Raw genomic sequence first — 23,519 nt, 5'->3', positions numbered from 1 at the left:
GGCTCACTGTGTCACCCTGAGCCATGGTTGCTGGAGCTGCGCCATGTTGGCTCACCGCATCACCTTGAGTTGCGGCCGCTGGGGCTGCGCCTTGTTGGCTCACCGTGTCACCCTGAGCCATGGCCGCTGGGGCTGCGCCTTGTTGGCTCACTGTGTCACCCTGAGCCATGGTTGCTGGAGCTGCGCCATGTTGGCTCACCGCATCACTTTGAGTTGCGGCCGCTGGGGCTGCGCCTTGTTGGCTCACCGTGTCACCCTGAGCCATGGCCGCTGGAGCTGCGCCATGTTGGCTCACCGCATCACCTTGAGTTGCGGCCGCTGGGGCTGCGCCTTGTTGGCTCACCGTGTCACCCTGAGCCATGGCCGCTGGGGCTGCGCCTTGTTGGCTCACTGTGTCACCCTGAGCCATGGTTGCTGGAGCTGCGCCATGTTGGCTCACCGCATCACCTTGAGTTGCGGCCGCTGGGGCTGTGCCTTGTTGGCTCACCGTGTCACCCTGAGCCATGGCCGCTGGGGCTGCGCCTTGTTGGCTCACTGTGTCACCCTGAGCCATGGTTGCTGGAGCTGCGCCATGTTGGCTCAGCGCATCACCTTGAGTTGCGGCCGCTGGGGCTGCGCCTTGTTGGCTCACCGTGTCACCCTGAGCCATGGCCGCTGGAGCTGCGCCTTGCTGGCTCACAGTGTCACCTTGAACCGTTGCCGCTGGCGCTGCGACTTGTTGGCTCACAGTGTCACCTTGAGCCGAAGCCACTGGGCTTGATGGGAATTGTGTCTCACCTATGGGCAATTTTTCACTTGATGGCGATGAATTGCTTGCAGTTAATTCCATGCCACGCTCTACATTCGACCTTACCGAATCCGGAAGAGATCCTAAAATTGCGGCTTTATCTTCTGGCGACATCTTATTGGCAATGGACTCAAGTTGCATGTTCGCACCTTGACCGTTAAATAGGGTGTTCTCCATCCTAGATTGAGTTGAACCTTCTCCCACTCCTATCCGGTTGAAACCATCCATCGCTCGAATCCTTTCGCTTGAGCTTAGACCACTCATGGCCGGGCTATTTTGAGTTGCATCGTCATAAGCTGTTGCATGATCATAACCTGTGCTATTTCTTGCATGTGCGTCAGAGTTGAGTGATACCGCTAATTTCTGATTAAAATCCTGCAATCCTTGTAGGGTTTCGGCCAACCTTTGTTTTACAGGTTCAGATAATCCATCTTGTCCCATTGCCTGTGTCACGATGCCTTGAGCACGATCCGTGACTAACCTCATACCTAACACGTCTTCCTTAGTAGGGTTGTTTTCCTTGTAGTACCGACTAAATTCCGCGTTTGGCAATGGATTAGCACTTGTCCCTTCCGCTGCAATAGTCGAAGCCAGAGCCACGGCCTGTTGAGTTTGAGGGTCCTTACTAGAACCTAAAGATGAAATAACTTGCGCTGCAGCATTACCCGCGCTTGAAGATCTATCCGAAATTACTTTAGCAGAATAGGCATCATTCAAACCACTAAAGGCCTGTTGAGCATTCTGGAAGTAAGGTTTCTCACTCGGGCTTAATTGATCGCTGTTGATGGCCTTACTTAATAAACCATCAACAGTGTTGGCCATTGCGGAGATAACTGGGGCGACTTGAGCTGCACGATCGCCACTGAAATAATTAGATTTTGCATCTGTATAATCATTCAGCATCCGACCTAACTCTGCGGGTGAGTTACTGGCGTTTTTCATCACTTCAGCAACTCTGTCAATAACCTGTGGTGATACTGCCCCATAAGTCCCTGACTTCAATTCTTGCGCTACAGTGTCGATGATTTGGTTTACCCCTGCAGGCCCACTCACAGCCTCACTTTGCTGCATTTGTTTCCATAGGTCATCAACACTCTTGTCCAACTTATCAAGTTTATGTTGCTGATCAGGCGTCCATTTAGCTGGAGACTGAAGATTTTGGTTGCGGTAACCATCTATAGAAGGTTTATAGTCCTTCGCTCTTTGAGCCGCCTCTTGTTCCAATTTGGCGCCCTCTGAGCTGATACGTTGACCCGCTGCATTAATGCCATTCTGTGTATCAGATTTGAAGGCCTGTTGCTCAGGAGTTAACGCTGGCTTATCATAGTCTTTAATCTGCGCCTGACCAACAGCGATAAATTGAGCGCCAACAATTCTAGCGGTCTCATTTCCATTGGCAGTTCCATTTAACGCAGCATATTCAATGGCGGCACCTGTAGCAAGGTTGCGAACCGCGTCAGCCTTAATCGGTTCTGATTGAGTTCGGGCCATCGTATCCGACAACTTGGCTACGGCACGGTCAGCGATCGAACCAATATCTTGAATGGGGATAGGTCTACCATCAGCGGACATCATCGTCTGCGAATCATTCACAATGCTCTGTAGCGCCTGCTTGTCTCGTGCCACGTCATATAATGACTGATTAGCGGCATAGTCCTGTTTCATCGCATTAAACCTGGCTTCTTCTGCTGTACCAGCCCCAGCCCCAGCGGCTTTAGCATCTAAAGCACTCATTGTGCTTTTGAAATCGAGCGTATCCACGCCGTTAGTAGCGGCATCCCAATCGTTTCCATATTTGCCACGCATTGCGCCATCAGCTGCATTCTGTGCAATCTTGCCCAAGTTGCTCGCCGTTGACATCAAATCACGATTGCTAGAAGAAATAATCTCACCAAACTTGATGTTTGCACTGCTACCCGCCGCTCCCGATGATGTTACACCGTCACGAACTTCACGAGACCGAGACTCTGCTTCCTGTAATTGCTGTTGGATACTTTGCTGTCTGGTAGCTGCTTCATCTCGAGCCTTAGCTGCTTGATAACTGGCTGACGAAGTATCAGTTGCTGAATCGCTATAGGATTTACGATTAGAGGCCGAATCGCTTTCTCTAAACGCCCTTGCTACGTCTTCTTGCTGGCTTGAACTTAGCGTTGACGTTTTGTTGGCTCCTTCTGACTCTAGCTGCGTTTTTATGCTCGTTTGCGTCTGCGACCAAGATGCACCGGCTTCTGCGTTAACACCCAAGGTTTTCATTAATGCTGTGAGCGGATTAGTTGAAACTCCTTGACCGGCCCCCACAGAAAACCCAGCTTTAAGAGCAAATTGATTTGCTTCTTGCTCACTCATTTGTGATAAGGTTTGAATTATCTGCTGACGGGCCTGTTGACCACTAACACCCATCTGCGAACCGAGTTGCTGACTTACATCAAACCCGCGTGCTTCTTCAAACCCCAAACCTGCTTGATGGGCATTTTGATAGGCGTTACCAGTACCAATAGCGGTCTGTAATCTCTCATTCGCGGCAGCGAGATCTTGTTGCGCTGCGGTTTTAGATGAAGTTAGAGATGAAACACCTGATTCCGCTAGGGCCACGGCTGAAGTACCAGCATGTTGAGCATTGTAAGTTGAACCACCGGTGCTAATGGAAGACATATTACCTGCACCCTGACGGCTTTCCATCCACTCACCATTCGATGTCATTGTCTGACTATAACCACCTGACGAAACGGTTTTACCATCGCTATTGACCGTCTGTGGTGATACGCCCTTGGCATCCATGTTGGCGCCCATTTGGGCTTTTTGTGTTGCCCCCATCATAGTATGAACACCGCCGAAGACAATCATCATAGCCAGCGCTGGCACCATCGTTTGAATGATTGCCGCTTGAGATACGAAAGTCTCTAGTGTGGTGTAGGTGCTATCCATCCCCCCAAGAGAATCGATACTCCAATTTCGCATACTAGGCGCAATCATGCAGTTCTGAACCGAGCTCGAATCATTCCCTGGCAGAGAACACATCAGCTTATTGAAATAGTGGTTGGTATACATGTTGACGCCGACTTGGATAATCGGCCAAAAGTTCACAGCGAGTAGAAATGAATAGAGCTTTCCGGCCATCATGATCCCTTTGGAGCCGAAGGTCAGGAAAACCGGAAGCAGCGGAGCAATGAGGAAAATAAAACACTCAAACCAAGTGATAAGTGCAGGGGCAGTTTCCAAGAAAAATGAAGACTGCGCTGCTTGGCTTAAGTGACGCTGTTGAATCGCATCAAATTCTTGCTGAAACGCCAATCGTTCAGAGGGCTCTAACTCTACATAGCTAGCCCCAACTTTGGCCATCATTGCTTTTACAAAGTTGGCTCGATACAAATTTATGAGGTTAGCAGTATCCCCTGTTAAAGACTCGAAGACTTTCTCAACTTGAGACTCTTCTGCCATATTGTAAAGTACGGCGGCTCGCCCCTTCATTTCTTCGGCCCAAGGACTACTGTCAGAGAGATCATTTCCTAACTTGGCATAAGCATCGGCACAGGTAATTTTTGTGTAGGACTTGGTGTTAACATCGTAGTAAGGCGTAAACCAGCTTCCCGAGGTTACCTTGAATTTAGTCCAGTCAAACGCCCCAGTGACACTCTCGTCGTGATGAACCTCCTGTACAGCCTGCCCCGTCGGATTTTTACCGTTTCGAATGTCTTCGAAATAACAGTTTTTAATGTACGCTCCCAAATTTTCACCGACAGAACGATAACTCGCATCTGCCTCAGAAGTGCCGACAAATCGGGCTTTAAGTAACGCTTTTAGAGGGTCTATGTTGGTGCCAGGCTCAGTGTCATAATTAGGCGTGATACTGGAATAGGCCTCTGACATACCTTGAGCAAAACCACCACCAATCATGGTAGCTAATGCAGCAGGCGCCACAATCCCAAATGGCAAAGTAAATGACTGAGACACTTCGCCCGTTCTGACTGACTCAACGTAAAAATCCACCTTCGGGGTGAACAAAAACATGTAAGTGAACAAGGCGATGAAAAACTCCTTTACATGGAATTTATCAGGGTCAAAAATTTGCTTGAAAGCAGATACTAGCAGGGTAATACCCAATCCAATCGCAATAAGATTGCTATTTGCAATGCCGCCATCACTGAATGCCAATTCCGCCGATTGCGCCATCTTTATCAATAAATCGAGGTCACCGAGAGAGTAGATAGTTAACATGAATTACTTACCTCTCAAACTTGCACGAAAGTTGATCTGATTTAATAGTTCCTGCTCCATTTCACGTCTTCTGTTGGCCATTTCTTCCCTTTCAAGGCTCAGCGCATCGATTTTCTCTAACAACTTAGATGAAAACGCGCCGCGCTGACCTTTATCAGTCGAAGCCATCTTACTCGCGGCAATTCGTAGACCGTCGAGCAACTGCTGGGTTGCATCTATGGCCATCGCTTCGGAGATAAACTTACAATTACCTGTATTGATGACATTGATTGTTGAGGCTCGTTTAATAATGTCTTCAAATTCACTTCGCATATTGGCCATGATCTGTGCTTGAGAATCACTATAATTTCCTTTCTGAGCATAGATGGCCATGATGCTCGAACCGACTAAGTTAGAATCGACTAAGCCACAAATTGCATCACCATAAAATCGATAGAACGAATCCAAATAGCGTGTATCGCTAATTGGAACAGTCGCGACCTTAGCCGATAGACACTTGCTATCGGCAGATTGGGCCTGCTCACAGACCACCATTTGTTTAGGTACAGCCATTGATGTAGTCGCTTGAGGCTGATACAAGTCTTTCAATGAAACTTGTGGGCTAAATGACTTACTGACCGCATCACTTCCTGCTGAAGCCGATGCAGTTAATGTGCTGTCGAATTTATAAACTTCAGTCCCTAAAATAGTCATTAACATTTGAGCGACGACATGGCTGTCTGAGGATAGGGTTGGGACGGTAGTTTTAGACTGCATGAAGGTTTCATACACCGAGTTGAACTGCATCTCGTCGCCAGCCTGAGTCAACTGTGCGGCTTTCGAGTGGGAGTCTATTGAACTGCGCTCAACCGTCGATGAAGCGAATGAATCAAACCAAGCACCAGTCGAATCATTGTAGGCTTTCCACATTTTACGGTCACTTTGTACCTGAAGTGATGGCCACTGTTGCTCGGCCAGATCAGCCCATTCCTCGCAATCTTTGCTGATAAAATCATTTAACGCATTGAGGCGTTTCGCTAGGTCTGCGAGAATTGCATTACAGTCCGGGCATAACATTCCCATTGCTAATTGGAATGCGTACATCGGGGCGGCGGCGGCGATAGATCTTGCCATCTGAACAAGCTCTTCACGTTTTATAATGGACAGTGAGCCACCGAAGAAGTCGATCCCCTTGCAGGATGATTGAAGGTAAGGAGCCCTAACCGCCACAATCTTTTCGTTAGTGGTTTTAATCCGTACCGACGCACTCCCCAGAGAAAATCCGTCACGTTTAGCGCCTGAATATGAAGTTGCACCGGAGCTGGCAGACAACATCTGATCCCATAAATTGTTTAACCCGCTAGCAGCTGTAGCTGATAACGGGCAACAAAGTAAAGCAACTATAACTTTCTTTTTCATTCTTGTTCACCCTCGCTATCAGGTTTTCCGAGCATAAAATTCCGCATCTTGTTAATGAGGTAGTCTGGGTCTTCATACACTTTTTGCGTGTCAACCTTGGCTTCTGCATCGGTCATATAAAGAGCTCGTACCTGCTTCACATTATTAAGTTCTGCTTGGCTAATAATTTTCTCGCGGCTAGCGAGTTCTATGATCCTTTCACTGAGAGAATCCATGCCGATTAGCCCAGAACTCAACAGGAAGTAATCACCCGTGTTGTTGGTTAGATACAGTGTTGGTGTCGCCAAGACGTCGAAGCGCTGCGCCATGTCGGAAGTCGCCACTCGATAATCGCCTAATGCTAAAAAGTCATCATTTGGAACGGTGCCGCCATCGAGAGAAACAGGCATGATCGACCATCCATACTCCTTTGCCAGACGGATTAGGTAGGGAGTTTGCTTTGCGCAATACGGACACTGAGAGCCGTAGAAATAAATGAGGGTGGCTTTCTTGCCGATGGCTTCAATTAACTTCCATTGGTTTTCAGACTGAGCGCCTTTGAAAGTTTGCAGCGTCACGTCATTTTCAGGACGGCGTAACCCTTCATCGAGGTAAGGGTCAAACATTTGTTCGGAAATATAAGTAGCGGCAAATTGGTTGGCGCGATCTATTGCGGCACGCTGGATGTAAAGGTAGCGTTTAACGTCTTCTGGTTTTCCAGTGTTAAGCGCCAACTCCTTTGCCTTGGGCAAGTTTTCTTGGAACCACTTAACGCTCATGGCCTCTACTGAATTTTTACTCGTTTCAGTCTCAGTTGGTGCAGAAGATGGCGTTGGCGCAATAGGTTCTTCCTCTTCCTTTTCTTCGGGCTCAGGAATGTACTCGTGCCAATACCAGCCCTTTTCGCGTTGTTTATAGAAGTTACCACCATCATTGCTATTTGCAGGATCTTCTGCCACAACTGGCAGAGCCAGAGCCGCAAAAATCAAAGCCATCAATTTATTTACTTTCATAACACCAACACACTTTTTATATTCCATAGGCTGAATATATCACGCCTCACTGGATGAAAAAAAGCCGCCTTAATTGCAGGCGGCTGATTTATTGTTTTTCACGTTTCTCGGGCGACAAAAAAATCATCACTAATATCAAAGTCATCTTCCATTGGACTTCGAGGTTCTGCATCTGCTTCCACTTTCTCCCTTTCACTTTCGACTTCTACCTTCGGCGCCAACACAGTGCCTAGATTAAATCCCTGCTGTCTCACCATTAATCCAAATTCCATCAGGGTCATCATCTCGCGGGTCAGTGCCTTTGGCCCAAACTGATCTAAATGAGCGAAAATTAGCGGGTGAGTATCATCGGCAATCCGAATGTGTCTCTCGATTGTTTTGGGCATCCCTCACCTCAGACTGCTTTTAACTTTTGATAATCACCTCGCGCTATGGCTCCACGAATGAATTGCTCGCCTGCGGTTTGCAAGCCACGGGCAACAGCTGTCAGAGAGTCATCAACGACTTCGATTTTGTGGAAAGGGAATGCGCGCTGAATCGAAGGCAGGTATACCGCTGCGGCACCACCGGAGACAATAATCAGGTCAATGTCCTGACCATCACCCACTTTATTGACGACACTTGTTAATGCTTCGTCAGTAACAGACCGAATCGCGCTGGTCACATCAAACAGATCGCACTTAGGGAATTTCATCGCTTTACCGTACAGCTTAAGCTCACCACTGATAAAGGCTTGGTCGATCAACTCTGGGTTAATCTGTTTGATGTTGAAACCTTCGAGTTGCGAGCGCAGCGCGACTTCGACTGCACCAATCACTTTGGACATCCCAGTTTCAGAATCACCAGAACGATTTGGACTGACCTTCAATCCTTTCGACGTAATGAAGTCGGTGGTCATATAACCTGGGTCAATGGATAGCATGGTTTTATCTTTGCACTGGGCAAAGCGTTCATTTCCGCCTTGGCGCAAAAATGACATCAACGCACCAAGCGGTTGTTCAAAAACCAAGACCTGACGAATGGTGACCTTGCGACTTGGGGTGATTTGGTGAGTGCCGGTATAAATCTTGGCGAGTTCATCTTTCCTGAACATGACACTCACTGGCAGACCAAGCACTAACACATCTATATCGATGTGATTTGATTTGCCTAAAAATGACAGGGCGCCAAACAATAACGCTTTATAGCGGTCACTCGTGATAAACGATTCGGTGTTGAGAACGCGAACATTTCGCGAACCGACCGAGGTCCCTACGTCCGAACCAACCTCATAGGTGATTCCATCGACTTCCACGGTTGTTACATCGCGCTCCTCGCCTGCTAAACCCAGATTAATATCCGATTTAATCGGAATAGGCAGGGACGGGAACGTCTTCACTGAGTAATTGCCTAGCGATTCCTTGTGTACACAAGTCGTTGTGCCATAGCCAACATCGACTGTGATGATGACGGGATTATTCATAAATACCAACTCCACACCAAATGACCCCCAATCTGGGGTTTTAAGAGACTTCCAAAACCTTTCCAGCTTGCTCTGGAAGATTATTCTTACCATTCCAATACCAATCTGGGATCTACATAATACACAATATATTTAGCTCGTGTATTATTTATTTTGTGTGTATATTATGCACTTTGTTATCCACAACATGTCGCTAGTGAATTAATCAAAACATGAAATGGCTAACGAACTGAAGTGCAACTAAGTCTGGCTTAGTAGCGAAATTCCTACTCTGGATTCTTCGAAATTAAGCAGTTTTAACGGCTTCCAAAATCAGCAAATCAACGCTCTGAATGCACAAGTTGGCTCACGAACTGGGGGAAAACCTGAAGTGGCCAACAGAATCGCAGACGTGAGAAAGGATTTCTCAGGGGGCTTGCCCGTGAATCGGTGTGTATATCACGCGAAAAGCATGAGTTGGACAACGAACTGAAAATCATCAAAGGATGGCTAACACAGGAGGCACCTGGGATTTTATCCCAAACTCAGCTCGCAGAATAACGGACGGTGACAGACACGAGTTCGCCAACGAACTGAATTTCTGCATGAGTTGTCCCCGTAGGCCGAAAACGGATTACTGAAGACGAACAAACAGTAGGTAAATGAATGAATGACTACTCAGGTACTTCGGGTAGCTCTGAGAACGGGAAGCCCGTACCCGCATTAGGGTTCCAGTTGGCGAATACCATCAGAAGCCTAGAAGGGTTGATTGAAGCCGCTCAGTTTCAGGCAAAGGTCATAGTCGATGATTACTGGCTGAAATGGAGATCTTCAAACCGTCAGTTGCGCAGTGATGACGGTGGGAAGTTTAGTGGCGGTGAGATGGCACCCAGGGTCGTTGTAAAAAACGAAAAGGTGTATTTGGTCTGGACGAGGTATCGACCAGGGCGAGTTGGAAACATCAGCAAGTCTTGGGGCGATGACGTTAAACCGACCCAGCGCGGATACACCTTAGACCAGTTAACCCGCAAATCCCCAGAGTGGGAGGCACGAATGATTGAAGACACAGAGAATCGATTGGCTCCGTTGAGAGAAACCCTTGAGTGTCTACATGAAGCAAAAATCAAACTACGTCGCATAGAGCGAAAACAATCCTAGGAGGATTATATGAGTCAGACCAACGAGAACCCACAAGTTTCATCAAAGCGCACTCAGAAACCATCTGCAGTGCGTCAAGTTCAGCAGCGTAAATTCATTCTGAAGGAAATGGATTTCAAGAGTAGCGCCATCCAGCAGCTGTTTAGCAATGATGCTCGTCAGCAGAATATCAAATACAGCATCGCCCGTATCGCTGGTCTATTTGTGTTGACGTCTAACAACAAAGAAATCCGTGACCGTTTAGATGCGTGGTTTGCAGCTGAGCAAGAAGAAGCTGTTCGTCGCAGCACCCTTCTCAACACAATCCACAACAATGAGTTGTCTACCTCGCTTGGCAACAATGCCGATTTAGACGTGGTGACACCAGAATCGTTCAGCGTGACATTTCAAATCGAGCACCCAATCTACTGGCGTGTAATCGACGTAATTTCCCAGATTGATGAATCTATCGCAGCTATTGAAAACCTCTGGTTAGCTGGCGTGATTTCTGAGTCAGTCAGCAACAATAGTCGCGGTATAGCGATGAACACCATGACTCGTTTCTTTGGTCGCATGAGAACTGTAGCTACAGATTCAGCTGACCGTAAGGGCGGAATTTATTCGTTAGACGCTTACAACAAAATCATGCAAACCATCACCCGCAACAATCCAGATGACCGGTCAGCCAATGACGACTCAGGCGCTGAAGAAATTGAGCAGGATTCCGGCAAACTGGTAGTGAACGCATAATGAAGAAAATAGCCAAGCTAGTTAGTTTGGCTGTTCGATCCTTCTTACTGGATGGCAAAGCCCCAGATAAGAATGCGGTACGGATGGCTGTTGGTGGGGTTGAGACTAAAGCGGTCAGCGAAGAGTTGGTAGAGACTTTCTACCCTCCCGTAGCTGACGGTGTAGCTGTAGCGAATCAAGCGAGAATCATTAAATCCAATAATGACCTAATTGATATGTCGATTCGTGAACTGGGTTTGACTGATATTCATCGTGACACGTTCAATCCTGCCAACCTATCTGAATACAACCAAGTCTATAACGCACAGACATTGGTTAGGGATGTGGTAGCGAATTTCCTTTCTTACGCTCACCTACTCCCAGCCTCAGAAAACCATCATCACGCGGCTGTTGGTGGTTTAGCGCGTCACAGTCTAGAGGTGGCTCTGTTCTCCCTGCGTCACATGGCGTCGGTTGATATTAAAGAGACCAAATTTACCGACGAGTTGCACGGTAAGAAAATCCGCTGGCAATATGCGGCGTGGGTAATTGGGTTAGTGCATGACATCGGTAAAGCTCTACATGACATGACCGTGCAGGCCGATGATTCAGTCTGGAACCCACAACTCGAAAATATCTATGATTGGTCAGGGCGCAACCAAGTATCCCGTTATCAAGTGACGTGGAACTATGCAGACCGTCACGGCAAGCACATTGGGCTTGCATCATCCATGCTTAACACTGTACTGACCAAGGCAGCGAAGCAGTATCTATTTGGCACTCAAGATGACCTTCAGGTCGCCATCTATGAAACCTTGTCCGGCAGTATCGAAGTTAATAACTCACTTAGAGACAGTCTTAAAAAAGGCGAAGCACGTTCCGTCCACAAAGACATGATGTGGCAATGGGACAGATTAACCGGTGCTCGCAAGATGCCACTGGAAGCGGCGTTTATTAAGCGCTTACAAATGATGCGTCGCGGCTGGAAGGTTAACGAAGAGAAAGCCGACATTTGGTGCCTGGGCGCCGAAGATGTGTACGTGTCTTACCCAGCAAGTTTCAACAAAGTGATGTCATCGCTCAAGGAAGATGGCTTTAACGTCCCAATGCAAGTCGGAAAAATGCTTGAGATGCTGGTAGAGCGTCAGTTATTTGAGCCGCTGTTTGAGGATTACACCAGTGGCCACTTGCACCCAGTTACGAATCCAGAGTGGACGGCAGGGCCAATCAAAGTTGTTAAGCCAAAATGGGCAGGCATCGTCTATGGCGAGGAGATTCCGCAACGCGGCATTCATGGGAAAATCTCATTAACCCGTGACGATTCACTGTTAATCCATTACGCCGATACTGGGCTAATCACCCTGACAGATACCCGTGAGCCAGACCCGCAAACTCCGGCTAACAACACGGCTGCACCAACCCAACCAGCTCCTGCGTCAACCCCTGCTCCTGCGGTAACACCGGCACAGCAGAATGGGTCGCAAACAAATCAAAGTAAGGCTCAGACAAAGAAACCGAAGAAGCAAGCAGCTCCGGCGAACACCAACACTCCGGCACCAGCACCAACGCCGAGTAAGCCTGCGCCAAAGAAACCGCAAGCTGAATCTAAGGAAGAGCCAGAGCAATCCAATACCAGCGCTCCAGCACCAGACACCAAGGGTATCGTGTTTAAGAACATGAATGACACTCCGGTAGTTAGTGAATCAGTGGAAGCGGCAGTAGAGATAAATGAGCCAGTAGCCCAAGAAATGCCAGCAGAAGTATCGAAGGACAAGACCTGTATTGATCTGATAATCGAATACCTGCTAACGGCTAACAACACACTACATCGAGCAAAGCTGGATGGTGACGTGCTGACATTGAATACCAGCCTATTCGAAGAAATTGACCAGCAAATGAGAGGGCTTGGTTTTGACGAGGGTGCCGTGCTGAAGGATTTGATGGATAACAAGTTACTTATTCCAGACCCTAAAGCGCCGCGTAAAGTTATTCATGTCGTTAACAAACAAAAGTTCTACCAGCTGAAGCTAGCCGACGTTCTTGCCAAGCCAGTGGGTGACATGCTGACCGAGCTTCAAGCTAAGGCCGATGAACGCAAAGCCAAAAAGCAAAAGAATAAAGCCCTAACCACCGAGGTCATTACAGAGCCGAATAACCTGCCCAAGCAGGAGTCTTCTATCAATGATGTGATTGATGGCCCGATGACAGAAGTCCCGGAGCAAGAATTATCTCCGTTAATGCCTAACGAAGTATCACCAGAATCAAGCGGTCAGTTTGATTTAGCCCCGTCGTTCATTGATGACGCGGTAGATAGCCTAATGGCAGAAGTCCCAGAGCAAGATTTATCTTCGTTAATGACTGACGAACTTCCACCGTTGTCCGAGTACACGGGGGAGATGTCTTTGGCCACGCCGGAGAATGAGCTGCCATGGTTTACGCCGGAAGATCTATCGATGTTAACGACTGACATGGAACCTACCGTCCCCGTCGCTGAAGCGGCCATTGAAACTGCCGTTGAGCCCGCCACCACGTCTGCGAGCTTTACCCCTCCTGCCGAGCAGGTATCGACACTTTCACAGCTAAAAGTCGCCACGGGTAACAAGTCTCCGAAGGAAAAGAGCAAGTACCCGCCTGAGTTGCAAGTGTTCATTGGTTGGGCGATGGCTCGCGCAGGCAAGTCCGGTATAGACCTCCGCCCTGGGGTGATCCGAATCCAAAGTTTCGCGTTAACCACTTACGAGCAAGAAGTAGGGTTAGCAAAAAAAGAGGCGACTAGCCTCAAGCGCACAGCAGGCGACAACGCCTCAATTGCGACAGACAGTAACCAAGTTGCATGGATGGTATTTGAGACAGTGGGAATAGAGCATGAGTAAAAGCATCGAGACTAACGGCTTATTCATGGAGAACATGTATAGGCCGATTTATGAAATCCAATCCAGTTATGCTTGGGCTGGAGCCTCCTTGTTCACGGCAGGCTCGTGGGTATACCACGGGGTAAGTGGACACGATGTATCGATGGTCGCAGTTTCGGTTATTGCGGCCACAGCGGGTATGTCGGTTAAGCGCTTAAAAGAAGCCTTACCGCAAATACGTCGCCAGATTAAGTTGGTATATAACTATCAATACCTCATTGAATCTAGCGCTTTGTGGGATCTGAGCAAAACCCAGAGGGATAAGGCCTTCTTTGGTCGCGGCTTTGAGTGGACGATCACCGAAGCAAACCGAGCTTATCAGCTGGTGGGTAAACGCCCAGAACACGCTAAGGGTTTCTTGCCTTGGGCAGTGCGTAGAGCCCTGAAGAAAGTCGAAGCAGATACCGAGAAATTAGAAGGTCGGCCGTGGATTCAGGGGTGTGGTGACGAGCAGGATTTGTGGCTGGATGCTTCGCTATTCTGGTCTCATAGTTTCTACACCGGATTACCTGGTGCCGGGAAAACAACGATGTTAACGCTTAACAGTGTTGGCGCCCTTTACCGTGGTAACTCTGTATTAGTGTTAGACCCTAAGAACGATCCAAACTGGAAGAACAGATTACGCGCAGAAGCGAAGCGTTTAGGCGTCCCGTTTTATTACTTCAACATTGCTGAGCCAAGTCAATCAGTGCGAATTGACCCACTGGTGAACTTCACAGTGACAACAGAGATTGCATCGCGCTTAGCGAACGTCTTAGAAAAAGGCTCAGGAAGCTCTGAGGGTTTTCGCTCCTATGCCTGGGACTCATTCTACGTCACGGCTGAAGCATTACGTTTTATCGGTAAGCGACCATCAATCAAGATGGTCGCTGATTACATGCTAAACCGCAAAAGCGAATTGGCCCTAGCAGCCTTAAGCAAGATTATGACTATGCATTACGGGCCCGATTGGTACGCGAACATGGCGACCCAAATTGCCGAGGAAGGCCGCGGCAATTTGCTACAGGGTTTAATCATGCGCTACCAACAGGTGTTAATCCCTGACGACAAAGGTGAAGACGCGGTATCGAGTTTTATTGGTTTCTTAACGCACGACCAATCTCACCAAAGCAAGATGTTAGCGACCACCAAGCCGATGTTAACCCAGTTAACCGCTGCGCCGCTGGACAAGATGTTAAGCCCTGATCCGAATGATACGGATGACGAGCGCCCTATTATCGACATCAAGAAATTCATTGATACGGGCGGCGTGTTGTACATCGCCACCGATTCATCGGGTAACCCTGCAATTTCAGCAGCTGTATCGAAACTCATTATGGAAGATACCTGCGCGGCAGCTGCGTCACGTTACAACTACGAAGGCGGTAAAGGGGTACGTGTGTCGGTGTTTGGTGACGAAATCCACTCTGCACTCTCCGACGGCCTAATTAACTTAGCCGCGATGGGTCGTGGTGCAGGCTTTGAATTGCACCTATCTACTCAGGGTGTTCCCGATTTGATTGATAAAGCCGGTGATGCAGTAGCGAGCCGTGTTTTGTCGTTAACCGCTAACTGGTTCTGTCTGCGAGCTCGAGATGATATCACCAGGGAGCGATTTGCGGCGCTACTCCCGGAGTATCCAATTAAGTCAAAGCAATGGCAGTTAAGCTCTAACACCGATTCTACCAGTAAGCTCCACAATTACTCGGGCTCGGTGGGTGAGCGGATTATGGAAGCTGACAAGCCAGCGTACCCTCTTTCATTGATGTCGGAATTACCTAAGTTGCAGTACGTCGCACGTCTGGCCAACGGTAAGACCTATCAATGTCGTATTCCGATTTTACTGTAGTGAGTGTTGATTATGGACGGCGTAGTTGAGAGTAAGACCCTGCACGGCAGGTTAATTTTGGCGGTTGGAGCGTTAATCAGTATTTACGTACTGATTTTCATGCAGCCCCAAGAGCATAACGAAATGTTACGGAAGGAAATCTCAAATATAGAAAAGGCCATTAGCACGGAGGCAACTATGGTTGTGGTGTTTAGGGCGAAAGGCTGGTACGAGGCGACGATGGTGAAATCAGGTTTAGCCGCGTTCATTGACCAGTATCATCAGGACACTGGTTTAAAAGGGGATCAACTATGGCGTACCCCTCTTACACGGATTTCTCAAAACATCAAGACCATTTGGTATCAGTGCTTACTGAGACTATCCTTGCTGATTTTCTGGTTTTGGATGGCCATTGGGTTGATTGCCGCATCAGCTGTGGACGGATTAATGCAACGTAAAATTAAGCAACATGAATTTACCGCACCATCAACTGGCTATTTCAGACTGGCTCTTTGGTCAGGAATATTGGTGGTAATTCTGTTAGAGCTTTACTGCGTTACGCCTGCATTTATCTCCAATGAGCTGTTCCCGCTTTTCCCGCTTTTTGCAGCGGTGATTATCGGCTGGTTACTCAAAACTACGTTGGCTAACAGCGCGAAGAACATGTAATCACCTCTCCGTGTGCTATCTTTGATATAGATAGCGCTCACAATATAAATAACGTGTTGACAGTAACACGCAAACAGTTAAAATTTGACCGTCACATTTAACGGAGATCCACAATGAACCAAAGCGCTAAAACCGAAAAGAAAGGACTAATCCAGCAGTTTAAAGAAGCCCCTGTTGCCGTAAGAGCGTTCTTCGCCCTAATCGTTGTCGCGGTAGCTTGCTCATTGCTGTTTGCTGGAGAAGCAAGTGCGGTATCAGCATCTGGCGCGACCCTACACACTTTCTTCGACCAAATGTGGGACGAGGTAAAGGGTTTAATGACGGGTGCGCCGGCTAAGGCAATCATGGGTTTGTCGATTTTAGGCACTATCGCATTCTCAATGATTAAACCAAACCTAATTGGTTTCTTAGCTTCTGTTGTCGTAATTCTGGTACTGGCTAACGCGCCTACAACTATCGACGGCAGCTTAACTGTAACCGTAGAAGCGCTGAAAGCTGGCCTAGTTCACTAATAGCGACAATTTTTGCTGTATCAAGGAAGGGTGCAATCTTATATGCACCCTTTTTTTTCAAGGGGTGAGACATGAGTGAAGCGAGATTTCCTAAGCGTTGTAACGGCGCTATCAAAGTTGGAACTATCCATTGGGACTCAATCAAGCTGGCGGTGATTGTGATGGTTTTTAGTCTTGCATCAGGTCACATCAACTTAGGCATTATCGCGGCAATTAGCAGCATGGCCGTAGTAGAAACACTGTTTAAAAAGTTTGGACGTGGCGTATTAAAGCATCTGTTATGGGTAAACGGTTTGTGGATTTCCAAAGGGCCGGAAACCCTCATGTCACCAGCCATTCGTCGATTAATTAAGTAAGAGGTCAACATGCTTTGGAAATCGAAGATTAAAGAGAGTTACGACAATCTCAATATCTCTAACAAAAACATAGGTCGTTCTAATCTGGCACTAAGCATTAGCGTGGTGCTTTTGCTGTTCATGGTGATGACCAAGCAGACCGAAGTCATTGTCATGCCAAACGACTTTAAAGAGCCGATTGTCATGAACGGCAATAGCGTGACTCAAGAATTCAAAATCCAATGGGGCCTGATGATTGCAACCATCATCGGCAATATTACCCCCAAGAATGCTAAGTTCGTTATCGACAGGGTGACCAAGATGATCCCGTTAGAACTTAACCCAGATGAAGCGGAAGCGACGATGGCCGCAGCTATCGAAGAAATGGCGCTCAGGGGTGTTAGTCAGAAGTTCGTCCCGTCTGACGCGATTTATTCATCTGTCACAGATTACGTATGGGTTGTGGGTGAACAAACCACAACCTCATTAAAAACAGGCGCAGCTGATACTACTGCGTACACCTTTGAATTAAAAATCGGGATCCGAAACGGCAATCCCATGATTCTGGATATTCAACAATATCCAGCTGCTGTTAACCCTGCTCAACGTGAGCGTGAAATTCTCCAAGGCAAAAACGCAACAACTGCCTTGGATAAAGACAGTGTGATTAAAATCGAGTCACGGTGAGACCTATGAATAAAAGACCCCTTTCAACTGCAATCCTTCTGACATTAATGATCACTCCTGCTTTTGCTGCTGACGATGACATTTATTCGTTACCGACTGAATCAGTGAATCCGCAACGAGTACCTGTTTTGGGTACTGATTTCAATCAAGCAGAAGAAAAGCTACAGGCTGAATTAAACAGCCCTTATGCGAATCAACCTCTGGCCATCGATACGAACAAAGAAATTGGTACCCAAACTGCGTTAACGGTTTCGCCCAATGAACAAGTGCTCAATCAACATCCAGAGACCCAGCCGCCAGCACAGCAACCAATGCAACAGACAGAGCATCAACAAGTCCCCAATTACGGCGGCGCGAGCCTTGTTAATCCGACGGCGATCTCCCCTGCCAATGCCGGAGAAGTCATTAGCCGTCGTGATGACTCAATGGACTACTTACGCAAGCAGTACAAAAGCCATCAAGTGATTGCATTGAAAGCCGGTGGCACAACGACATTGCCAATTTCGCTGTCAACCACGAACCGAATCGCGACCTCGTTCAAAAACGCTAAAATAACCACGTCAGTACCGAGTGATGCAGCGCTGGTTTACGGTGAGCAAGGATTTGTGTACGTCACACCTGGCGTTAACGCTGGCGCGATTGACTTAATAGTTGAAGAAGATGGCGCACCTGAGACCGCAGTATCACTCTACTTGGTGCCATTAAACGTCCCACCAGTGCTCGTGGAGTTAACCGTTAGCTATAACGCGAGTCAACGTAATGCAGCTTTGCAAGCCGTGTCTATCTACAGCGAGAACGAAGCTAAGGAGCTGGAATCGGCAAAACAAGCAGAGCGTGAGCGTATTGCTAATAACCAGCCCGTCGCTGACAGCCATGTTGACGATGTAATGAAGTTACTGGAAATTGTGGCCAAAGCCGAAGTTCCGGCAGGTTACGAACTACTTGAAGGTGACACCATTCCGGCGGAAGTGCGTTACCCGTGCGATATTCGCCAAATGCTCCCGCTTTACCATGAAGTGAAACAACGCTTAATTGGCTCCAAATTGGTCGTTGACATCATGGAGGTCAGAAACGATGTCAATGGCTTACGTTCATTCCGCGACGAGTCCTGCATGGGGCCAGGTCGTGAAGATGTGATGGCCGTTGGTGTGTTAGATAAAGCGACATTAGGCCCAAGGGAAAGCACCGAAGTGTACATTCTGCGTGACCGCAGCTACTTCGAACGCCAAATGAAAGTTCCACGTCGTAGCCGTGTAGGAGGTTAACATGCAAGCGTTACAGGATTTAAAAAGCAAGTGGCTTGCGCTTCCATCGAACCAGCGCACTATCGCATTAATCGTGTTAATGGCATTGCCTGCCTATTTCTTGGCGGAAGCTATTTTCCCTTCGGCTCCAGACACCCCAGCCAGCTCAGCCCCCGTCAGGGCGAAGCCTACGTTTATGAGCACCATGGGCAGTGAGCGCTTGGAGTCCACTCAGACTTCAGGCCAACTCATAGCGATGCGAAAGAAAATTCAAGAGCGTGAAAAAGCGATTGATGCACAGTACACCGAGCAAAAAGCTAGTGAAAAGCGAATTCAGCAACAGGTCGATACCCTGCAAATGTCTCAGCTTGAATCACAAAAGCGCCTCGAGACCATCGCGCATCAAATGCAAATGCTGGTTGAACAACAAAGCAAAAATGCCGCAACAGCACGAGACAGTGTGAGCGCGAAAGGAGCTCGACCAGAAAATATCGCCCAGCAAGCACCTTCATTGCCAAGTACCGAGTTTAACCTAGACCCAATGGCAGGCCTTAAGTCGAATGTCGCCATGACCCCGCCAGTGTCAAAGCCTTTAACCATGAACCGTGGTGACGTAAGTTTAGGTAAGGCCGCTGCGACAGGTGCTGAAGCAAATGTTGGTAATGCGTCAACAGCCAAAACCCAAGTCGCAGCCAAAGCAAAACAAGCGATTTCTCAAGAGAACACAGGTTCTAGCAAGAAAACTGAAAAAGAGCCTGAGACATGGTTGTCAGCTGGCACAGTGATACCAACCGTCTTGCTTACGGGTCAACATGTACCTACCAGCTCATCGGCGCAATCAAACCCTGCTCCAGTTTTATTAAAAATCGTAGACGTTGGGGTGATGCCTAACGGTTTCACTATCGATCTAGTGGGTTGTACCGTGATTGGCGCGGCCCGTGGTAGTGCCAGTACCCGTCGTGTCGAAATCCGCGCTGAGAGTATCAGCTGTATCGACCAGAGAGGTCGTGCGATTGAGCAGCCGTTCATTGCCGCAGTGCAAGGCCAAGACGGTCATAGCGGTATCCCAGCCAAGTTAGTAACACTCTACGGTGAAGTGGTGAAGCAATCCTTCTGGGCAGGCATCTATGGCACTGGCGCCCAAACCCTCACACAAGCCGCGACCAATCGAGTGTCTGGTGATGTGGTTTATGACGGCACCTATTTCAAAAACACGGCGACCAGCTCACTTGCTGGTGGCTCAAGTACCGCATTCGACAAGATTGCTGACTTCTACCTGCAGTTAGCCGACGAAGCCAGACCGTATCTGGAAATGCACGGCGGTATTGAAGGTGTTGACCTCATTGTTCAACGCGGTGTTAGCCTCAAATATAAGGGTTAAGCAATGACAACCGAAAACGTAAATTCTGAAAAATTGGAACCGACTATCGGCGCTCTGGCTGAGCCAGAGCAAGCCGCTCCCGCTGAGGTTGCACAATCCGTCGCTGGGCCAACGCCAGCGACACCCGCGGCTCCGCAGGGCTTGTCCCCCATCAAAATGATCATGGTGATGGCAGGCCTAGTGCTGCTATTTGGCGTGATGAAATTTGGCATGAGCTTCTTTGGCACGGGTGTAAGCGCCGAACAAACCAATACTCAATCCAAAATCGTAGTCGCAGATTTAGGTGAGATGTTTCAACAATGGTCAAAGGAATCGGTTAACCAAGCGGATTTAAGCTCGGCGGCTCAAGAGCTGGGACAGATCTACTTTGACATGGGATACCTCGTCATCGATAGCGGTATGACGCTGCGCATTCCTGAAGAGTTCAAAATGGACATCCCAAGAGCAGAGGTGTTGCTCCGCATTAAGCAAATTCGTAGCGAATACCAAGACGAAGGCAAAGTACCGCCATCGCCACAGCAGCTGCTTCAGATGGCCACGGAACTGACAGGGAATTAATTGTTTATGGCTGACATGGAAATCGCTCAAGCGTTGTTGGCAGCGAGTGAACAAAACCAGCTAGCCCAGATTATTGAGACTCACAATCTGGGTGAGCTCCCACACTCACTGCGATTAGCCATCAACATATTTGAGATTAACGCAGAGAATATCCAGCAACACCCCGAGGCAGCACAGTCCCTTCTGCGTTGCCCAATTCCAACGACATTTGGAGAGACTGAATCAATCAGGCGCACCATATTGTCACTGCTCACCCAAATGCACAGTTAGGCAGGATGTATGGCCAGTAAGAAAGCATCCAAAAAAATCACCGGCGATGACGAAAATGTTATGGGCTTACGCCAACAGCGTCCCATCCGTGTTCATTTACGTCGGCACTTTAGCGCGAGCAAATCAGAGTTAACTCGTGCCATTTAGCGGTCACAAGAGATCTATAAAATCGCGCTTTGCTTAGGGGCGCTTGACTGCCTTTATTGGCAGGCTATGGGCTTAGGGGAAATAAAACTGGCCAAGGGCATTAGCCGCTTACTGGCTAAATCCTATCAACATCACCCAATACGGGTTAGCTCAACACCTATTTGACGTTATCAGAAGGAAATCATGGACGTAGCAACATCTTTTATTCAACTCGACCAGCCTTTGTTTATGCCTGGGATGCCGGAAACCTCCAAGGCCTTATCGGTGTTGTGCGTTTATATAATAGTTTGATAATTCTTAATAATGTTTGATCATTTATATAATAGTTTGATATTTTTTGGCTCTTTTGGTGAATGTGCGGATTAAGAGTTAGCACATTTTTGCCCCATTCCTTGTTTCGCATGATTGAACTAGCTCTGCTTGGTACTGGACTGTTGACCCAATTTTAGTAATGCTACAAAGTGTCTACGATTTTTGTGGCGATTCAGAAGATTAAGCAAACCAGAGTGTTAATATACTTGGTGTTAAATGGCGAACAAACTTGGGATTGGGAAATGAATACGCTAAAAGCCGTTCACTATTGGACTACCTTAGTTGTGATACATATAAAGTTTCACAGTCGGGAAATACAATACAATCATCTATGATGCGTAGGAATTGGATTCCAAGGTAGGGGTAGCACTATGAATTTCACAGATAGATTGTTAAAAGCAATTCCGATTATAGCTACATGGTCTTTTAATTTTTTAATAGCCGTTCTCAAGATTTCAGTTGAGATATTAGTCTCTGTTTTCATGGTGCTAGGGACGTTAATTGCAATGTCTAGTTCTGGCCAGTCAGATGACGATGATGAAGATGAATTTATTAGTAAACACTCGAATGGTATTGGCGGTGTCAAAATTGACAATAAAAGCTATAGCGAGAATCAGGCACGATCTGACTACCAAAGTGGCAAGTTTTGGGATAAATGACCACTTATTTTAGCTAGGTAACTAACGTATGGATAGCATCTACCAATCTTTAGACAGCTTCATCATTGGTGCACCAAAAACTACACTTGGACAACAAGATGCGCGAAGCCAATATCCTACAACATTCTTTACACCAATACTGCCCAGAACTTCACCTAAAACGATTAAACAGCTTGATGCTGGCCTCTAAGGCACTGATTGAATGTAAGACACTGACCTTGACTGAGTTAGGTCGAAATTTACCAACCACGGCCCGAACCAAGCACAACATCAAGCGCATTGATCGTTTGCTCGGCAACACGCATCTGCATCAAGAACGGTTAGCTGTCTACCAATGGCATGCCAGCCTCATCTGTTCTGGTAACCCTATGCCGATTGTGCTCGTCGATTGGTCAGACATCCGAGAGCATAAACGCATCATGGCTCTGCGCGCCTCAATAGCCTTCAATGGCCGCTCTATTACCCTGTATGAGAAGTCCTATCCCCTATCAGAACAATGCTCTAAGGCCTCCCACAACGGTTTTTTAGCGGACTTAGCCAAGATTTTACCTTTGCATGTTACCCCTCTCATCGTGACTGACGCGGGGTTCAAAGTGCCTTGGTACAAAGAGGTTGAGGCGCATGGTTGGTTTTGGCTAAGCCGTATTCGCGGTACAGTTCAATTTGCAGATATTGGCGCTGAAAATTGGCGTGCAGTTCGCAGTACACATGACTTGGCCAACGGTCAAGCGAAGAGCCTGGGTTGTAAGACCTTGACCAAAACTAACCCTATCAATTGCCATCTCACGCTTTATCGTAGCAAACCTAAGGGGCGTACAAATCAGCGTTCAACGAGGACTAATTGCCACCATCCATCGGCAAAAACGTACTCAACATCGGCGAAAGAGCCTTGGGTGTTAGCCAGCAATTTACCACCAGAATCTCGGAGCCCAAAGCAGCTGGTAAACCTGTACGCCAAACGTATGCAAATAGAGGAAACCTTTCGTGACCTCAAAAGCCCGGCATACGGCTTTGGCTTACGCCAAAGTCGTACCAACAGTCCAGAGCGATTCGACATCATCCTACTGATAGCGTTGATGGTTCAATGCCTGTTGTGGCTAGTTGGTTTACACGCACAGCAACAGGGCTGGGATAAGCATTTTCAGGCCAATACCATTGGGCATCGAACGGTACTCTCAACGATTCGCTTGGGATTGGAGGTACTCAGGCGGCCTGATTATCAAATCACGGAGAAAGAATTGCTGGCGGCCTGGGTATTATTCGCCAATCAGTTGCTCAAATATGGCTATGCTATGGCTGATTTATGAGGGGATCCTTCAGCCTTCAG

The 23,519-nt window shown here is 47.8% G+C and carries 20 protein-coding genes; 15 read left to right on the top strand and 5 right to left on the bottom strand.

From position 1 onward, the window contains the following. From L5M29_RS22740 to L5M29_RS22720, 5 genes are all read right to left on the bottom strand, one after another. On the bottom strand, window positions 1–5,002 hold a 5,002-nt coding region (locus L5M29_RS22740; protein WP_263170217.1), incomplete at its 3' end, for a conjugal transfer protein TraG N-terminal domain-containing protein. Window positions 5,003–5,005: 3 nt separating this feature from the next. After that, window positions 5,006–6,400: a conjugal transfer protein TraH gene (locus L5M29_RS22735; RefSeq protein WP_263149161.1), complete on the bottom strand. Its 1,395-nt coding sequence runs from the start codon at window positions 6,398–6,400 to the stop codon at window positions 5,006–5,008. Beyond that, on the bottom strand, window positions 6,397–7,392 hold the full coding sequence (traF, locus tag L5M29_RS22730) for a conjugal transfer protein TraF (RefSeq protein WP_208660813.1): 996 nt from the start codon (window positions 7,390–7,392) through the stop codon (window positions 6,397–6,399). The genes L5M29_RS22735 and traF overlap by 4 nt, the downstream gene beginning before the upstream one ends. Window positions 7,393–7,490: 98 nt before the next feature. Further along, window positions 7,491–7,778 (bottom strand): hypothetical protein, encoded by a 288-nt coding sequence (locus tag L5M29_RS22725; RefSeq protein WP_011711605.1) that lies wholly within the window; start codon window positions 7,776–7,778, stop codon window positions 7,491–7,493. Window positions 7,779–7,786: 8 nt separating this feature from the next. Further along, window positions 7,787–8,854 (bottom strand): hypothetical protein, encoded by a 1,068-nt coding sequence (locus L5M29_RS22720; protein ID WP_140906551.1) that lies wholly within the window; start codon window positions 8,852–8,854, stop codon window positions 7,787–7,789. 645 nt (window positions 8,855–9,499) lie between these two features. Here L5M29_RS22720 and mobI point away from each other — a divergent pair. From mobI to L5M29_RS22645, 15 genes are all read left to right on the top strand, one after another. Next, window positions 9,500–9,991, top strand: coding sequence for a conjugative transfer protein MobI(A/C) (gene mobI / locus L5M29_RS22715; protein WP_263149167.1), 492 nt, complete (start codon window positions 9,500–9,502; stop codon window positions 9,989–9,991). A 9-nt stretch (window positions 9,992–10,000) separates the two neighbouring features. After that, window positions 10,001–10,720 carry a hypothetical protein gene (locus L5M29_RS22710; protein WP_259564230.1) on the top strand — a complete coding sequence of 240 codons (720 nt, stop codon included), beginning with the start codon at window positions 10,001–10,003 and terminating at the stop codon, window positions 10,718–10,720. Further along, window positions 10,720–13,572, top strand: coding sequence for a MobH family relaxase (gene mobH / locus L5M29_RS22705; protein WP_259560901.1), 2,853 nt, complete (start codon window positions 10,720–10,722; stop codon window positions 13,570–13,572). Before L5M29_RS22710 ends, mobH begins: the two co-directional genes overlap by 1 nt. Next, window positions 13,565–15,439, top strand: a complete 1,875-nt coding sequence (gene traD, locus L5M29_RS22700; protein ID WP_140906554.1) for a conjugative transfer system coupling protein TraD — start codon at window positions 13,565–13,567, stop codon at window positions 15,437–15,439. The genes mobH and traD overlap by 8 nt, the downstream gene beginning before the upstream one ends. A gap of 12 nt (window positions 15,440–15,451) precedes the next feature. Continuing rightward, complete coding sequence (locus L5M29_RS22695) at window positions 15,452–16,087, top strand: DUF4400 domain-containing protein (RefSeq protein ID WP_259216138.1); 636 nt, start codon at window positions 15,452–15,454, stop codon at window positions 16,085–16,087. 113 nt (window positions 16,088–16,200) lie between these two features. Then, window positions 16,201–16,599: a hypothetical protein gene (locus tag L5M29_RS22690; RefSeq protein ID WP_205403074.1), complete on the top strand. Its 399-nt coding sequence runs from the start codon at window positions 16,201–16,203 to the stop codon at window positions 16,597–16,599. A 71-nt stretch (window positions 16,600–16,670) separates the two neighbouring features. After that, window positions 16,671–16,955, top strand: a complete 285-nt coding sequence (locus L5M29_RS22685) for a hypothetical protein (RefSeq protein WP_140906556.1) — start codon at window positions 16,671–16,673, stop codon at window positions 16,953–16,955. A gap of 9 nt (window positions 16,956–16,964) precedes the next feature. After that, window positions 16,965–17,621: a TraE/TraK family type IV conjugative transfer system protein gene (locus tag L5M29_RS22680; RefSeq protein WP_140906557.1), complete on the top strand. Its 657-nt coding sequence runs from the start codon at window positions 16,965–16,967 to the stop codon at window positions 17,619–17,621. 5 nt (window positions 17,622–17,626) lie between these two features. Next, entirely contained in the window at window positions 17,627–18,886 is a 1,260-nt protein-coding gene (locus L5M29_RS22675; RefSeq protein ID WP_259216137.1) for a type-F conjugative transfer system secretin TraK, read from the top strand. Between the two features lies 1 nt (window position 18,887). Then, complete coding sequence (locus L5M29_RS22670) at window positions 18,888–20,246, top strand: TraB/VirB10 family protein (protein WP_259216136.1); 1,359 nt, start codon at window positions 18,888–18,890, stop codon at window positions 20,244–20,246. 3 nt (window positions 20,247–20,249) lie between these two features. Next, the gene (locus tag L5M29_RS22665; RefSeq protein WP_259560899.1) at window positions 20,250–20,804 is read left to right on the top strand and encodes a hypothetical protein; all 555 of its coding nucleotides are present in this window, start codon (window positions 20,250–20,252) and stop codon (window positions 20,802–20,804) included. A gap of 6 nt (window positions 20,805–20,810) precedes the next feature. Continuing rightward, window positions 20,811–21,074, top strand: coding sequence for a hypothetical protein (locus tag L5M29_RS22660; protein WP_259483858.1), 264 nt, complete (start codon window positions 20,811–20,813; stop codon window positions 21,072–21,074). A 9-nt stretch (window positions 21,075–21,083) separates the two neighbouring features. Further along, on the top strand, window positions 21,084–21,221 hold the full coding sequence (locus L5M29_RS22655; RefSeq protein WP_263170212.1) for a hypothetical protein: 138 nt from the start codon (window positions 21,084–21,086) through the stop codon (window positions 21,219–21,221). A gap of 683 nt (window positions 21,222–21,904) precedes the next feature. Next, on the top strand, window positions 21,905–22,192 hold the full coding sequence (locus L5M29_RS22650; protein WP_259214952.1) for a hypothetical protein: 288 nt from the start codon (window positions 21,905–21,907) through the stop codon (window positions 22,190–22,192). Between the two features lie 98 nt (window positions 22,193–22,290). After that, entirely contained in the window at window positions 22,291–23,499 is a 1,209-nt protein-coding gene (locus L5M29_RS22645) for an IS4-like element IS10A family transposase (RefSeq protein WP_001206290.1), read from the top strand. Window positions 23,500–23,519 lie beyond the last annotated feature (20 nt).

Source organism: Shewanella sp. SM95 (assembly GCF_025653595.1).
GTDB classification, from domain to species: Bacteria; Pseudomonadota; Gammaproteobacteria; order Enterobacterales; family Shewanellaceae; genus Shewanella; species Shewanella oncorhynchi.
This window is presented reverse-complemented; position numbering and strand designations above follow the sequence as displayed.

What these genes read in the sequence shown, in the direction of transcription:
- L5M29_RS22735 (WP_263149161.1), bottom strand. Translation starts at nt 6,400, where the DNA reads ATGAAAAAGAAAGTTATAGTTGCTTTACTTTGTTGCCCGTTATCAGCT.
- traF (WP_208660813.1), bottom strand. Translation starts at nt 7,392, where the DNA reads ATGAAAGTAAATAAATTGATGGCTTTGATTTTTGCGGCTCTGGCTCTG.
- L5M29_RS22725 (WP_011711605.1), bottom strand. Translation starts at nt 7,778, where the DNA reads ATGCCCAAAACAATCGAGAGACACATTCGGATTGCCGATGATACTCAC.
- L5M29_RS22720 (WP_140906551.1), bottom strand. Translation starts at nt 8,854, where the DNA reads ATGAATAATCCCGTCATCATCACAGTCGATGTTGGCTATGGCACAACG.
- mobI (WP_263149167.1), top strand. Translation starts at nt 9,500, where the DNA reads ATGAATGACTACTCAGGTACTTCGGGTAGCTCTGAGAACGGGAAGCCC.
- L5M29_RS22710 (WP_259564230.1), top strand. Translation starts at nt 10,001, where the DNA reads ATGAGTCAGACCAACGAGAACCCACAAGTTTCATCAAAGCGCACTCAG.
- mobH (WP_259560901.1), top strand. Translation starts at nt 10,720, where the DNA reads ATGAAGAAAATAGCCAAGCTAGTTAGTTTGGCTGTTCGATCCTTCTTA.
- traD (WP_140906554.1), top strand. Translation starts at nt 13,565, where the DNA reads ATGAGTAAAAGCATCGAGACTAACGGCTTATTCATGGAGAACATGTAT.
- L5M29_RS22695 (WP_259216138.1), top strand. Translation starts at nt 15,452, where the DNA reads ATGGACGGCGTAGTTGAGAGTAAGACCCTGCACGGCAGGTTAATTTTG.
- L5M29_RS22690 (WP_205403074.1), top strand. Translation starts at nt 16,201, where the DNA reads ATGAACCAAAGCGCTAAAACCGAAAAGAAAGGACTAATCCAGCAGTTT.
- L5M29_RS22685 (WP_140906556.1), top strand. Translation starts at nt 16,671, where the DNA reads ATGAGTGAAGCGAGATTTCCTAAGCGTTGTAACGGCGCTATCAAAGTT.
- L5M29_RS22680 (WP_140906557.1), top strand. Translation starts at nt 16,965, where the DNA reads ATGCTTTGGAAATCGAAGATTAAAGAGAGTTACGACAATCTCAATATC.
- L5M29_RS22675 (WP_259216137.1), top strand. Translation starts at nt 17,627, where the DNA reads ATGAATAAAAGACCCCTTTCAACTGCAATCCTTCTGACATTAATGATC.
- L5M29_RS22670 (WP_259216136.1), top strand. Translation starts at nt 18,888, where the DNA reads ATGCAAGCGTTACAGGATTTAAAAAGCAAGTGGCTTGCGCTTCCATCG.
- L5M29_RS22665 (WP_259560899.1), top strand. Translation starts at nt 20,250, where the DNA reads ATGACAACCGAAAACGTAAATTCTGAAAAATTGGAACCGACTATCGGC.
- L5M29_RS22660 (WP_259483858.1), top strand. Translation starts at nt 20,811, where the DNA reads ATGGCTGACATGGAAATCGCTCAAGCGTTGTTGGCAGCGAGTGAACAA.
- L5M29_RS22655 (WP_263170212.1), top strand. Translation starts at nt 21,084, where the DNA reads ATGGCCAGTAAGAAAGCATCCAAAAAAATCACCGGCGATGACGAAAAT.
- L5M29_RS22650 (WP_259214952.1), top strand. Translation starts at nt 21,905, where the DNA reads ATGAATTTCACAGATAGATTGTTAAAAGCAATTCCGATTATAGCTACA.
- L5M29_RS22645 (WP_001206290.1), top strand. Translation starts at nt 22,291, where the DNA reads ATGCGCGAAGCCAATATCCTACAACATTCTTTACACCAATACTGCCCA.